At 71.4% G+C, this 12475-nt stretch carries 9 protein-coding genes; 5 read left to right on the top strand and 4 right to left on the bottom strand.

Annotation, left to right across the window (positions count from 1 at the left end; genetic code table 11):
• Positions 1-27: 27 nt before the first annotated feature.
• Positions 28-1710 (bottom strand): cytochrome c oxidase subunit I, encoded by a 1683-nt coding sequence (gene ctaD / locus ACFYX4_RS20975; protein WP_389335102.1) that lies wholly within the window; start codon positions 1708-1710, stop codon positions 28-30.
• 444 nt (positions 1711-2154) lie between these two features.
• Here ctaD and ACFYX4_RS20970 point away from each other — a divergent pair, with 444 nt between their 5' ends.
• Positions 2155-2370: an I78 family peptidase inhibitor gene (locus ACFYX4_RS20970; protein WP_389335099.1), complete on the top strand. Its 216-nt coding sequence runs from the start codon at positions 2155-2157 to the stop codon at positions 2368-2370.
• A 179-nt stretch (positions 2371-2549) separates the two neighbouring features.
• On the opposite strand, the gene ACFYX4_RS20965 is transcribed toward ACFYX4_RS20970, so the two are convergent.
• Together ACFYX4_RS20965 and ACFYX4_RS20960 are read right to left on the bottom strand one after the other, a co-directional pair.
• The gene (locus tag ACFYX4_RS20965; protein WP_389335096.1) at positions 2550-3575 is read right to left on the bottom strand and encodes a phosphatase PAP2 family protein; all 1026 of its coding nucleotides are present in this window, start codon (positions 3573-3575) and stop codon (positions 2550-2552) included.
• 199 nt (positions 3576-3774) lie between these two features.
• A complete protein-coding gene (locus tag ACFYX4_RS20960; protein WP_389335093.1) occupies positions 3775-4995 on the bottom strand; it encodes a mannosyltransferase family protein in 1221 nt (406 codons plus the stop codon).
• A gap of 258 nt (positions 4996-5253) precedes the next feature.
• Between ACFYX4_RS20960 and ACFYX4_RS20955 the strand changes: the two genes are divergently transcribed.
• Positions 5254-6852, top strand: coding sequence for an MFS transporter (locus ACFYX4_RS20955; RefSeq protein WP_389335090.1), 1599 nt, complete (start codon positions 5254-5256; stop codon positions 6850-6852).
• A gap of 165 nt (positions 6853-7017) precedes the next feature.
• Positions 7018-8187 carry an acyl-CoA dehydrogenase family protein gene (locus ACFYX4_RS20950; RefSeq protein WP_389335087.1) on the top strand — a complete coding sequence of 390 codons (1170 nt, stop codon included), beginning with the start codon at positions 7018-7020 and terminating at the stop codon, positions 8185-8187.
• 35 nt (positions 8188-8222) lie between these two features.
• Here ACFYX4_RS20950 and ACFYX4_RS20945 read toward each other — a convergent pair whose 3' ends face one another.
• Positions 8223-8660, bottom strand: a complete 438-nt coding sequence (locus ACFYX4_RS20945; RefSeq protein WP_389335084.1) for a cell division protein SepF — start codon at positions 8658-8660, stop codon at positions 8223-8225.
• Positions 8661-8984: 324 nt separating this feature from the next.
• Between ACFYX4_RS20945 and ACFYX4_RS20940 the strand changes: the two genes are divergently transcribed.
• On the top strand, positions 8985-10193 hold the full coding sequence (locus ACFYX4_RS20940; protein WP_389335081.1) for a DUF5685 family protein: 1209 nt from the start codon (positions 8985-8987) through the stop codon (positions 10191-10193).
• Between the two features lie 523 nt (positions 10194-10716).
• Positions 10717-12474, top strand: coding sequence for an FAD/NAD(P)-binding protein (locus ACFYX4_RS20935; protein ID WP_389335078.1), 1758 nt, complete (start codon positions 10717-10719; stop codon positions 12472-12474).
• The last annotated feature ends 1 nt before the right edge of the window (position 12475 follow it).

Here is a 12475-nt window from a genome sequence, read left to right as displayed (position 1 = left end):
GGGCGGGGCCGGGGCGTCCCGCGCGGCTCAGTGGCCCGCCTGATGCTTCTTCGGCTCGGGCTGCGGGATCTGCGCCGCGTACTCCGGGTGGTTCAGGTCGAACGCCGGGGACTCCGAGCGGATCCGGGGCAGCGCGTGGAAGTTGTGACGGGGCGGCGGACAGGACGTCGCCCACTCCAGGGAGCGGCCGAAGCCCCAGGGGTCGTCGACCTCGACCTTGCGGCCGTACCGGGCGGTCCTCCAGACGTTGTAGAGGAACGGCAGCGTCGACAGGCCGAGCAGGAAGGAGCCGATGGTGGAGACGGTGTTGAGGGCGGTGAAGCCGTCCGCGGCCAGATAGTCGGCGTAGCGGCGCGGCATGCCCTCCGCGCCCAGCCAGTGCTGCACCAGGAACGTGGTGTGGAAGCCGACGAACAGCGTCCAGAACTGGATCTTGCCGAGCCGCTCGTCGAGCAGCTTGCCGGTGAACTTGGGCCACCAGAAGAAGAACCCGGCGAAGATCGCGAAGACGACGGTGCCGAAGACGACGTAGTGGAAGTGCGCCACCACGAAGTACGAGTCGGTGACGTGGAAGTCCATCGGCGGCGAGGCCAGGATCACCCCGGTCAGCCCGCCGAACAGGAACGTCACCAGGAAGCCCACCGCCCACAGCATCGGCGTCTCGAAGGACACGGAGCCCTTGAGCATGGTCCCGGACCAGTTGAAGAACTTCACCCCGGTCGGCACCGCGATCAGGAACGACATGAAGGAGAAGAACGGCAGCAGCACCGCGCCGGTCGCGAACATGTGGTGCGCCCACACCACCACCGACAGACCGGTGATCGCCATCGTCGCCCCGACCAGCGTCAGATAGCCGAAGATCGGCTTGCGGCTGAAGACCGGGATGATCTCCGTGATGATCCCGAAGAACGGCAGCGCGATGATGTACACCTCGGGATGGCCGAAGAACCAGAACAGGTGCTGCCACAGCAGCGCCCCGCCGTTGGCCGCCTCGAACACCTGCGAGCCGAACCGCCGGTCCGCCTCCAGCACCAGCAGGGCGGCCGCCAGCACCGGGAACGCCATCAGGATCAGGATCGACGTGAACAGGGTGTTCCAGGTGAAGATCGGCATCCGGAACATCGTCATGCCGGGCGCGCGCATCCCGATGATGGTGGTGACGAAGTTGACCGCGCCGAGGATCGTCCCGAAGCCGGCCAGCGCCAGGCCCATGATCCACAGATCGGGGCCGAGGCCGGGGGAGTACGCCGCGTCGTTGAGCGGCGCGTAAGCGAACCAGCCGAAGGCGGCGGGCCCGTCCGGGATCAGCAGCGAGCCCAGCACGATCAGCCCGCCGAACAGGAACAGCCAGTACGACAGCATGTTCAGCCGGGGGAAGGCCACGTCGGGTGCGCCGATCTGGAGCGGCATCAGCTCGTTGGCGAAGCCCGCGAAGGTCGGAGTGGCGAACAGCAGCAGCATGATCGTGCCGTGCATCGTGAACAGCTGGTTGAACTGGTTGTTGTCCACGATCTGGAGCCCCGGGCGGGCCAGTTCGGCCCGCATGATCAGCGCCATCGCCCCGCCGACGAGGAAGAACGCGAACGACGTGATCAGGTAGAGGTGTCCGATCTTCTTGTGGTCGGTGGTGGTGAGCCAGTCCACGACCACCCGGCCGCGCCGCCTCGCCCCGGTGGTCCGTGCCGTGACCGCCACGGTCTGCGTCCCCATCGCTCGCTCGCCCCTTCGCTCGTCGCGCCCCGGGCCCGCTGACGCCCGCGCCGCACGGGTGCGCGCGAGCTCTCGTCATGATGCTCGCGCGGCGGCCCGCTCCGACAGGGGGCGTACGGAGGACGTGTGGGGGAGCCGTGCATTTCCTATGGTGAGAAGGCTCCGCGAGGCCCTGCGGAATGGGAATGGAACGGGCTCCGGGGACGGTTCTCCGGGCACTTTCCGCCGGGTTTTCAGGGGAGCGGGGACGACACGCGGGAATTACGTTCGAATGCGCGCGAAAGATGCAGGAAACCGCTCGTACGTGTGACACGTCACCGCGCCGGAAGTCGTTTCCCGGAGTCCTAAACGTGTGTCATGGTCCTGTGACAGAAGTGTGACCGGAGTGATCCACATCTCCGGTTCGGGGTTCCCGGGAGGGCGCGCTCCGCCTAGCGTGGCGGTATGGCACCGAATCCCACTCCGCCCGCGGAGCCCCAGGACAGCCCGGACGGGTACGTCGGCCTCGACGCCGAGCGCGCCGAGCGGCTCGCCCGCGAACGGGGGTGGTCGACGGTGCGCTCACTGGCGCCCGGCACGATCGTCACCATGGAGTACCGCGAGGGCCGACTGAACTTCGAGGTGGACGGCGGCCGAGTGACCCGCTCCTGGAAGGGCTGACCCCCGGCCCCCAGCCCCCGGCCCCCCGCCGGCGACGAACGGCGAAGGCCCCGGCTCCTGAGACGTGAGGTTCAGGAGCCGGGGCCTTCGTGCGCGGGCGGGCGAGACGCGAGCGTGGGCCGGAGAGCGCGGGCCGGAGGGTGCGTACCTGTGGCTCGCGTCGGACGGTCAGTCGGCGGTCAGCTGCCGGTGGCGGGGTGGGCTGCCGAGGTGGTTGCGCCGCGTGGCAGCCGGTCGGCGTGCGGTGGGCGGCGGCTGCCGACCGGGGCGAACGGGGGGCGCTCCGAGCGCGTCCCGTGCGGGCCCGTCGTGAGATGCAGCGTCGACCTGGGAGAACGGGCCGGCCCCGAGACCTCGCAGGCCACCGGGGTCTCGCCCGGGGGCGTGCTGCGCGTCGTGATCGGCACGGACACCGGGACCGGCGTCGGCGCGGGCAGAGCGCCGCTCTGGCGGGCGCGCCAGCGTTCGCGCAGCTCGAAGATCCGGACCTCGGCGCGGGCGATCAGCGGCTCGAACCAGGGCAGCGCCAGCAGGATCAGCAGCCCCGCGGCCCAGCCCAGGACCACGTCGCTCAGCCAGTGGGTGCCGAGGTAGACGGTGGCCAGTCCGACGCCGAGCGAGGTCACCGCGGAGAGCGCGGACAGCCAGCGGCGGGCTCTCGGGGTGGAGGCCAGATACGCCAGGATTCCCCAGGTCACGACCGCGTTGGCGGTGTGGCCGCTGGGAAATATATCGCCGCCCAGACCCATCTCGTTGGCGCCGATGGCGGTGGCGTAGTGCGGCCCGAGACGGCCCATGCCGATCTTGGCGGCGCCCACGGTGATGTTGAGCAGGAGCAGCGAGGCGCCCAGCGTGAGCAGCGGACGCAGGGTGTGCTGCCGCCATGATCTCCAGCCGAGCCAGGCGGCGACCATCACCGCGGTCGGGCCGCGCTGTCCGAGGACCACGTAGTAGTCGACGAACCAGTGGATCCCCGGCCACTGCTGGTACGGCCGGAAGAACATGACCTGCCAGTCGAGGCGGACCAGCCACGACGTGATCACCACGAGCCACACGATGGCCAGGTAGAAGGCCAGGGTCGCCGCGAACAGCACGACCCGGTGCCGGCTCATCTTCGGCACATCGATGTGGGACGGTCGTTCCGGCTCTCGGTCGAGCCTGGCGAACACCCGGTCCAGACGGGTGAGGGTTGGTTCGGTACGCACCCAATCGACGTTACAGCGAGTGATCTCAGTTCCCGGCCGATTCCACGGGTTTGTGATGACGATGTGATGTGGGATTGCTCTCAGCGGGGCTGATATTCCTACGGAATCCGTAATCCCGGGCGTTCATGCCCTTCAATTCTTTTGATCGTTCTGAAGGGTTGTTTTAGGAAACTTATGAATACGCTGATCGATCGCCGTGTCACGGCGGACCGGATCCGTTCAGCCACCACGCGCCGTACACGGCCGCCGCCACCGCCGCACCGCCGACCACCAGCGCCGATCGCCGCGTCCGCAGCCGGACGAGGGCCAGGGCGAGCGGGAACAGCAGCGGGAACGCGGGCAGCAGCAGCCGCGGCTTCGAACCGAAGTAGCTCGACGCGCAGAGCGCCAGCGCGAGGACCACGCCCGTGTACGTCAGCAGGGGCCACGGCTGGCCCTGCCGGACGCAGACGACGTAGAGCCGGATCAGCAGCGCGACGCCGACGACCAGACCGACCCCGGCGAGGGCCGACGGGAACGACGTGAACTTGTCGGCGACGAAGCGGGCGAAGGCGTAGCCGCCGTCGAAGCCGTTGCGCCAGCCCGCCTGGACGTCGAGATAGCCGAGCAGGCCCCCGCCGGTGCGGTGGCCCACCCACAGGACGTAACCGGCGGTGCCGAGAGGCGCGAGGAGGAGCCCGAGGGCGCGCCGCACGGCACGCGCGCGCCCGCCGGGAGCGGCTGTGCCGCGCTCCCGCACGAACGAGACCGTGCCGGCCACCCATACCGCCGCCACCACCGCGAGCCCCACCGGCCGGGTCAGCCCGGCCAGCGAGGCCAGCACGCCCGCGGTCACCCACCGCCCGGTGAGCACCGCGTACAGCGACCACGCGGCCAGCGCCGTGAACAGCGACTCGCTGTACGCCATCGACTGCACGATCCCGACCGGCAGCACCGCCCACAGCAGCACCGCGCACACCCCGGCCCGACGGCCGTGCGTGGGGCCGTACACATGGTCGGCGACCGCGAAGATCCCCCAGGCCGCGGCGAGCGAGGCGAGCAGCGAGACGACGAAACCGGCGGCCGCGTACGACAGCGGCGTCGTCGTGTGCAGCAGCCGCTCCAGCCACGGCAGCAGCGGGAAGAAGGCCAGGTTGGAGTGCACGTCGCCGTTCGGCAGCCGTACCTCGTAGCCGTACCCCAGCTCGGCGACCCGCGTGTACCACAGGGAGTCCCAGCGGGCCGTCAGCAGCGTGTACGCGCTCTTGTCGCGCGCGGCGCTCCACACGGCGAGCGCGAGCAGGCCGAGGGCCCGCACGGCCGCGTACCCGAGGAGGGCCGGGGCCGCTCGGCGCAGGGTCGCCGGGCCGGCGGACGTCGAGCCGGCGGACGCCGTCCTCGCCGCACGATCCTCGGTCACGGGAGCGTCGAGATCGGTCACGGGCCCGATTATCGACCGGGCACGCAAGCGGAGAGTGCGCCGGGGCGCACAGGCCGGTGAACTACGTGGCGTACACCACACAGGTTGCCGCTGACTGTGAGAGGTCCGCCACGTGGCCGACGCGCGAACTCGCGTACGCTGCCAATCACTCGTCGTTCGTTGCGCGGGCCGGAGACCACCGCTCCTCTCCGGCCGAGTCGCGGGAGTCCCCGCTCCGCGAGCCCGCCGAATCCGAGGAAACACCTGGGAGGTACGTACATGTCCGGGACGACCGCGGCTGCCGTCGGGCTGCGCCGCCGGGCGGCCGGGGCCGGTGCCAACCGCTGGGTCGTGCTCCTGGTGCTCTGTGTCAGCCTGCTCCTGGTCGCCGTCGACGCGACCGTGCTGCACGTCGCGGTGCCGGCGGTCACCGAGGACCTGCGGCCCGGCGCGATCGAGCTGCTCTGGATCGTCGACACCTACCCGCTGGTCTGCGCCTCGCTGCTGATCCTGTTCGGCACGCTCGGCGACAAGGTCGGCCGCAGACGGGTCCTGCTGCTCGGCTACGCGCTGTTCGGCGTCGCCTCCGCGATGGCGGCGTTCGCCGGGACCGCCGAGATGCTCATCGTCGCGCGGGCGCTGCTCGGCGTCGGCGGCGCGATGATCATGCCCGCGACGCTGTCCATCCTGCGGCAGGTCTTCCCCGACCGGCGGGAACGGGCGCTCGCGATCGGTGTCTGGAGCGCGGTGGCCGCGGTCGGCGCGGCCGTCGGACCGCTGCTCGGCGGCTTCCTGCTGGAGCACTTCTGGTGGGGCTCGGTCTTCCTCGTCAACATCCCGCTGATGCTGATCAGCCTGCCGGTCGGCCGGCTGCTGCTGCCCGAGTCGCGCGGCGCGGGGGACGGGCCGTGGGACGTCGTGGGCGCGCTGATGGCGGCGGCCGGACTGTTCGGCCTGGTGCTCGGCGTGAAGCGGCTCGGCGGCGGGGAGCTGGGCCCGCTGACCGTGGTGCCGCTGGCGGTGGGTGCGGCGCTGGTCGCGCTGTTCGTACGGCGTCAGCGACGGCGGAAGCACCCTCTGGTGGACCTGCGGATGTTCGCGCGGCCGGCGTTCAGCACCTCGGTGGGGTGCATCGTGCTGGCCATGCTGGCGCTGGTGGGTCTGGAGCTGATCGCCGCGCAGTATCTGCAACTGGTGCTGGGGCTGTCCCCGCTGGAGACGGGGCTGCGGCTGCTGCCGCTGACCTTCGCCGCGATGGCGGCGGGGCTCGCCGGGGCGCGGCTGCTGCGGCGGTTCGGGCCGCGGCGGATGGTGTGCGGGGGGTTCTGTCTCACGGCGGCGGCCGTGGTGACGCTCACCGCGATGGGCGAGGCGGACAACCCGGCGCTGATGCTGCTCGGGTTCGTGCTGCTCGGGTTCGGGCTGGAGACGACGCTGTTCGCGGCGTACGAGTCGATGCTGAGCGAGGCTCCGCCGGAGCAGGCGGGGGGTGCGGCGGCGATCGGTGAGACCTCCTACCAGCTGGGGGCCGGGATCGGGATCGCGCTGCTGGGCAGCGTGATGAACGCGGCGTACGCGCCGGGGTTGTCGTCGGTGCCCGGGGTGCCGACCGCGGCCTCCGCTGCGGCGGGGCGTTCGCTGGGGGAGGCGTACGAGGTGGCCGGGCGGCTCGGGGGGCCGGCGGGGGATGTTCTGCGGCGGACCGCGCGGGACTGTTTCGTGCACGGGCTGCATGTCACGTTGCTCGTGAGTGCGGGGTTGTTGTTGCTGGGGGCGGTGATGGCGTTGCGGTTGCCGCGGGCGATGCAGTGTGAGGTGCCTTCGGTGGAGGTGCCGGGGCCTCGGGAGGTCTCAGAGCCGAAGGTCTCGCTGCGCTGACTGACCTGCGGGGCGCGTTCGCCGTCGGCGGCTGCGGGTGGGGGGTGCGCCGACGGTGTTGTGGGCTCGCCGACGAGACGTTCACCTTTTCATCGGTGGTGGACGGGGGGTGTGGGGGTGGGGAGACTAGCGGTGTTAGTTTTTTTGGGTTGTGGAGGTGGCGTCGTGGCGTTCGATCCTGCGGATTTTCTGGGTGTCGACGAGTTGTTGAGCGTCGAGGACCTGGCCGTTCGGGACACCGTGCGGGCCTGGGCCCGGGACCGGGTGCTGCCGCATGTCGCCGAGTGGTACGAGAAGGGGGAGCTGCCCGGGATCCGGGAGCTGGCCCGTGAGCTCGGCGCGATCGGGGCGCTCGGGATGCCGCTCCAGGGATACGGCTGCGCCGGCGCCAGCGCCGTGCAGTACGGGCTGGCCTGCCTCGAGCTGGAGGCCGCCGACTCCGGCATCCGCTCGCTCGTCTCCGTACAGGGCTCGCTCGCGATGTACGCCGTCCACCGCTTCGGCAGCGAGGAGCAGAAGCAGACCTGGCTGCCCCGCATGGCCGCCGGCGAGGTCATCGGCTGCTTCGGGCTGACCGAGCCCGATCACGGATCCGACCCCGCCTCCATGCGGACCCACGCCAAGAAGGACGGCGACGACTGGATCCTCAACGGCCGCAAGATGTGGATCACCAACGGGTCCGTGGCCGGCGTCGCCGTGGTGTGGGCGCACACCGAGGAAGGCATCCGCGGATTCGTCGTCCCCACCGACACCGCCGGATTCTCCGCGCCCGAGATCAAGCACAAGTGGTCGCTGCGGGCCAGCGTCACCAGCGAGCTCGTGCTCGACGACGTACGGCTGCCCGCCGACGCCGTGCTGCCGGAGGTCGTGGGGCTGAAGGGCCCGCTCAGCTGTCTGTCGCACGCCCGGTACGGGATCGTGTGGGGAGCCATGGGAGCCGCGCGGTCCTGCTTCGAGACCGCGCTCGACTACGCGAGGACGCGGGAGCAGTTCGGACGGCCGATCGGGGGCTTCCAGCTCACCCAGGCCAAGCTCGCCGACATGGCGGTCGAGCTGCACAAGGGGATCCTGCTCGCCCATCATCTGGGGCGGCGCATGGACGCCGGCCGGCTCCGCCCCGAGCAGGTCAGCTTCGGCAAGCTGAACAACGTGCGCGAGGCCATCGAGATCTGCCGTACGGCGCGGACGATCCTCGGGGCCAACGGGATCTCCCTGGAGTACCCCGTCATGCGGCACGCGACCAACCTGGAGTCGGTGCTCACCTACGAGGGCACCACCGAGATGCACCAGCTCGTGCTGGGCAAGGCGCTCACCGGACTCGACGCCTTCCGCTGACCCCGGAGGGGGCAGGGCCGGCGAGCGGCCCTGCCTCAGCTCTGGTTGAAGAATCCGTCGGACCGGCGCGCCGCCGGATCCCCGTTGATGATCTCGGTGTTGGCGGGGGTCAGCAGGAACACCCGGTTGGAGACCCGGTCGATCGAGCCGCGCAACCCGAAGATCAGGCCGGCCGCGAAGTCGACGACGCGCTTGGCGTCGGCGGGCTCCATGGCCGTGAGGTTCATGATGACCGGGACGCCCTCGCGGAACAGCTCGCCGATCGCCCGCGCGTCCCGGAAGCTGTCCGGGGTGACGGTGCCGATCCGACGGCCTCTCTCCTCGGCCGAGTCGGTGGCGACCTTCACCCGCGGGTCGGTGACCCAGGCGTCTCCGGAGTCGGTCCCCTCGGAATAGTCGTCGTCGTAGTAACGCTCGTCATCGTTGTCGTCGACGAGGCCAAGCCAGGCACTCGCCTTGCGTACCGATCCCATGGACGCCTCCTCTCACTGCGGTCATTCTTGCCTTCCGCATTCCCCATGGTCGTCCATGATGCGGATGTCGCGCCAAGTGGATAGACGCCGCGCGGGGGGTTTGTGACGGTACTGGTGCACAGCCGATCCGTCGAGAGTCCAAGTGCCCCAAGGGTCCTGCCGTACACAGGTGCTGACTGAGAGTGAAATATGATTCTTCTCGGCGTCCGGGTGACGAGTAGGGCGTACGGGTGAACCGGGCGAGCCGTTGCCGCACGACGGTCCGCGGCTACGATGCCGCACGTCGCGGCAGTTCAACGTCGCACGGATCATGGGGGATCGATCGTGTTCGGAATCGTCAGGCCCTGCCGGCACCGGCTCGGTGAGGGGCTCAGCAGGCAGTGGATGGCGCATCTGTGCGGGCTCTGCCTCGCGCTGCGCAAGGACCACGGGCAGTTCGCCCGGGTCGTCACCAACTACGACGGACTGCTGATATCGGTCCTGACGGAGGCTCAGGCCGAGCGGGGCGAGGGCTCGCGGCGTACGGCGGGGCCCTGCCCGCTGCGGGGGATGCGCACCGCGTCCGTGACGCAGGGTGAGGGCGCGCGGCTCGCGGCGGCCGTCTCCCTGGTGCTGGCCGCCGCGAAGGTGCGCGACCATGTGGCCGACGGGGACGGGCTGCTGGCCCGCCGTCCGGTGGCCTCGGCGGCGCGCCGGGTGGCCGCGGGCTGGGGCGCGGCGGGGGCCCGTACCGGATCCGCCGTCGGGTTCGACACGGCCGTGCTCGTCGACGCGGTGGACCGGCAGCTCGGCATCGAGGCGCTCGCCGGGGCCGGGACGCCGCTGCTGACCGTCACCGAGCCGACCGAGACGGCCACCGCGGCGGCCTTCGCGCACACCGCCGTGCTGGCGGGCCGGCCGGGCAACGCCGAGCCGCTCGCCGAGGCCGGCCGGCTCTTCGGGCGGCTCGCCCATCTGCTGGACGCCGTCGAGGACCGGGAGGCCGACGCCGCGTCGGGCGCCTGGAACCCGCTCACCGCGACCGGCACCTCCCTGCCGGAGGCGCGCCGGCTCGCCGACGACGCCGTGCACGGGATCCGCCTCGCGCTGCGCGAGGTCGCCTGGGCGGGCGGGAAGTCCCCGCAACAGCACGACGCCGAGGCGAAGTTGGCCCATGTGCTGCTGGTGCACGAGTTGCGCGGCTCCGTCGACCGCGCCTTCGGCACGGCCTCGTGCGGACACGCTCACGCGACGGGGCGGCACGGCCCGCCGCCGGGCAATCCGTTCGCGCCGGGCGGGCCCGGCGCACCGCCGTCGCCGCCGGAGCCGCCGCGCCGCGACCGGCGCGGCCTTCTCGCCGGGTGCCTGGTCTGGGCGGGCCTCGCCTGTACGTGCCAGATGTGCTGCGGCGAGTACGAGGACCCGTGGACGCGGGAACCCAAGGACGGCTTCTGCCGGCGCTGCGACGACTGCTCCGATTGCTGCGACTGCTGTGACTGTTGCGGGAACTGCTGCGACAACTGCGGTTGTGACGGCTGCGGCTGCGACTGCTGAGGTGGCTCGGGTCCGTCCGCCGGCGGGGCGGGCCCGGGTCGGTGAGGGAAGCGCTGAGGGAGGGGAAGGCGCGGGTGAAGGCGAGAAAAGGCGAGAAGGAGGCCAGAGAAGGGGAGTGCTCAGGCGGGAATGCGCGGCCGGCGCCCAGGGACCAGGGCGGCAGGTGGTCGGCTCAACAGGAACAGGACCACACTCGACCGAAGTCGATGTGGGAGCGGGTGACCAGCCACTGCTGCGGATGCATGGGCCAAGTGGAACAGGCATCCGATGTCCCGTCAACGAATTGAGATCTACGGCTCACAGTGTGGACAGCCTTGACAGTGAGGGGAAACGCCGCCGTAGTCTCGGGGCACGGCCCTGCTGAGGGGCTCGGCCGTATCGCGCCGCGCGGCGCATCGGTGTGAAGGCACCCGCCCTCACCGTCCTCGGCTCCGTCCGAGCGGGAGGGACACCCGTCCGACTCGCTGTCACGGAGCCTTCGCATGTCCTCAGACACCTTCCTCCCGTCTCCCGGAACCACCCGATGAGGCACTCGCTGGTGATCGTCGGAGCCGGACCGCGGGGGACCGGACTCATCGAGCGGATCGCCGCCAACGCGCCCGAGCTGTACGCCGGTTCGGGCCTCGACATCCATCTCGTCGACCCGCATCCGCCGGGCGCGGGACGCATCTGGCGGGCCGCGCAGTCACCGCTGCTGTGGATGAACTCGCACGCCGAGGACGTCACCATGTTCACCGACGAGACCGTGGACATGGCCGGACCCGTGCGCCCCGGGCCCACCCTGCACGAATGGGCCGGCGTCGACGGACGGCTCTTCGCCGACCGGCAGCTCCAGGGCTCCTATCTGCGCTGGGTGCACGAGCAGGCCGTCGCCGACCTGCCCCCCGAGGTCACCGTCCACCACCACCCGCGGCGCGCCCTCAGGATCGGCGGACCGCGCGAGGGACGCCAGCAGGTCTGGCTGGAGGGCCGGCCCCGGCCGCTCCTCGCCGACCTCGTCGTCCTCGCCCTCGGCCATCTCGACGCCGAACTCGACGACGAACAGAGCGCGTTGGCGTCGTACGCGCGCCAGCACGAACTCACCCATCTGCCGCCCGACTTCACCGCCGACAGCGACCTGTCCGCACTGCGGCCCGGCGAACCCGTCCTGGTGCGCGGCTTCGGGCTCGCCTTCGTCGACCTGATGGTGCTGCTCACCGAGGGCCGCGGCGGACGGTACGAGGGGGACGCCTACGTCCCCTCGGGGCGGGAGCCGGTGCTGTACGTCGGCTCCCGGCGCGGGGTGCCGTACCACGCGAAGATCGGCTACGACTGGACCGGGGAGCGGCCCCCGGTGCCCCGGTTCCTCGGGCCCGCCGAGATCGACGAACTGCTCGCCAGACCCGGTGGGTTCGACTTCCGGCGGGACGTGTGGCCGCTGGTGGAGAAGGAGTTGGGGTTCGCTCACTACCACCGGCTCTTCACGGCCCACCCGGAGCGGACGACCGTCGCCTGGAGTGACTTCGAGGAGAAGTACGCCGCGGCCGACGGGACCGTCGAGCGGGAGGCGCTCGTCGCGTCGGCGGTGCCCGACCCGCGCGACCGGCTCGACCTGGACGCGCTCGACCGGCCGTTGGACGGGGTGCGCCACGCGTCCTCCGAGGAGTTCCAGGAGGCGCTGCGGGAGTACGTCGAGCGCGACCTGAGCCGCCGTCACGACCCCGCGCACAGCACCGACCTGGCCGTCTTCCTCGCCCTGCTGTCCGTCTACGGGCAGTTGGTGCGGCTCGGGGACATCGGGTCGTGGTGGCACGGGTTCTTCAGCTATCTGGCCTCCGGTCCGCCCGGCCCCCGGCTGCGGCAACTGCTCGCGCTGTCACGGGCGGGGGTGCTCAAGTTCGTCGGCGCGGACATGGCCGTACGGGCCGAGGATGGGGTGTTCCGGGCGTCCAGCCCCACGGTGCCGGGGGCCGTCGTGGAGGCGCGGGCGCTGGTGGAGGCCAGGCTGCCCGAGCCGACGGTGCGGCGCGCCCGCGATCCGCTGCTGCGCGCGCTGCACGAGGACGGGGCCGCCGAGACGCCCGACGGGCTGCTGCGGGTGGACCGCGCCGACGGACGGATCCTCGACCGGGCCGGCCGGCCGCACCCTCGGCGTTTCGCGCTCGGACCGCACACCGACGGCCGGACGCCGGGCGCGTTCACCCGGCCGCGAACGGGCGGGCCCGCGTTCCGGCAGAACGACGCCACCGCGCGGGCCGCGCTGACCTTCCTGCGCGCCCTCGGCCAGAGCGCCGCCGCATGAC

The organism is Streptomyces sp. NPDC002328 (genome assembly GCF_042890065.1).
Lineage (GTDB): Bacteria > Actinomycetota > Actinomycetes > Streptomycetales > Streptomycetaceae > Streptomyces.
Note: the sequence above shows the minus strand (reverse complement) of the source record. Positions and strands in the feature narration are given on the sequence as shown.

What these genes read in the sequence shown, in the direction of transcription:
- ctaD (WP_389335102.1), bottom strand. Translation starts at nt 1,710, where the DNA reads ATGGGGACGCAGACCGTGGCGGTCACGGCACGGACCACCGGGGCGAGG.
- ACFYX4_RS20970 (WP_389335099.1), top strand. Translation starts at nt 2,155, where the DNA reads ATGGCACCGAATCCCACTCCGCCCGCGGAGCCCCAGGACAGCCCGGAC.
- ACFYX4_RS20955 (WP_389335090.1), top strand. Translation starts at nt 5,254, where the DNA reads ATGTCCGGGACGACCGCGGCTGCCGTCGGGCTGCGCCGCCGGGCGGCC.
- ACFYX4_RS20945 (WP_389335084.1), bottom strand. Translation starts at nt 8,660, where the DNA reads ATGGGATCGGTACGCAAGGCGAGTGCCTGGCTTGGCCTCGTCGACGAC.
- ACFYX4_RS20935 (WP_389335078.1), top strand. Translation starts at nt 10,717, where the DNA reads ATGAGGCACTCGCTGGTGATCGTCGGAGCCGGACCGCGGGGGACCGGA.